Genomic DNA, 1,064 nt, shown 5'->3' with positions numbered 1-1,064 from the left:
GTAGTTCCAGTAGTTAATGATGAAGACTGTGTACCCGATAACTTACTTCTACCAGAAAGTGTTGCAATACCTTCCATCTTGATAGATGGTTTTCCAAAAATCATAGAATAATAAGCATTTTTCATAAGACCATATTCCAAATGATTCTTAACTTCATCCTCAGTTACAGTACCATGTATCAAATCATCTTGTGAAATACGTCTAGTTGTTTCAAATTTGTGCATTTTGTATGCAATTTCTTCTATTAAGTCAGAACTTGAACCAATTTCATTACTATAATCACCAAAACCTGAAGTAACATTATAAGTTGAAATTCCCTTACGAACCACATAATACCCATCTCTGAGTTCATTTTTACTTATTACCTTATAAGGTAATAAATCTTCAAGTCCATTTTTTGCAAGCTTTAAAATATCTCCATGATAAGTACCACTAGATTCTATCAAAATATTTCTACTCATATATATAATCCTCCTTACGTTTATGAAGAAAATTTCCTATTACCACTAGAATCATATTCATGACTAATTTGAATATCTAACAACACAACCTTACTTGAAGTACTAAGACTTATATCCTTGATTCTACCAACCTGAACTCCACCTTTTCCATCTTTATCTTGAACAAGTTTTCCATCCTTAAAAAATACATAATGCCCAATTTTAGGATTTGAATATGATGAATCAACAGTTATTACCACTTCACCACGTCTTCTAATAGGAACAACCTCGCCTGGCAAATAATTTGCTGTTTCATATGAAGATATGTAGGTCTTTCTCATAGCAAATCCACGAACAACATCAGTGTTTGTAGTACTAGACGTTGCTTTTTTTACTACAATATCTCCCATACTAGATGATTTACTAGATATGACTAGGTCACCAGGAGCTATAGGATCTGACCCAACATCAACTATCGCAGTCTCAGTCTCATGAATTCCACACTTGTGTTCAAGTCCTGGTAAAAAACTTTTTTCTGAATTAGTTAAATCAAACTTATGCATGTGTAGCCCCACTGTTAACAAAAATTTTGCTCTTATAATGCCTCATTGGAATAGTATTATT

1 protein-coding gene and 1 pseudogene are annotated in these 1,064 nt (G+C 32.5%); both read right to left on the bottom strand.

Going from position 1 to position 1,064, the window contains the following annotated elements; all coding sequences use genetic code 11:
- Positions 1-461, bottom strand: a pseudogene (locus U881_RS0100415) (hypothetical protein); the annotation flags it as partial.
- A 20-nt stretch (positions 462-481) separates the two neighbouring features.
- The gene (locus U881_RS0100410; protein WP_024652909.1) at positions 482-1,003 is read right to left on the bottom strand and encodes a structural cement protein Gp24; all 522 of its coding nucleotides are present in this window, start codon (positions 1,001-1,003) and stop codon (positions 482-484) included.
- Between the last annotated feature and the right edge of the window lie 61 nt (positions 1,004-1,064).

The organism is Borrelia persica No12 (genome assembly GCF_000500045.1).
GTDB lineage: Bacteria > Spirochaetota > Spirochaetia > Borreliales > Borreliaceae > Borrelia > Borrelia persica.
This window is presented reverse-complemented; position numbering and strand designations above follow the sequence as displayed.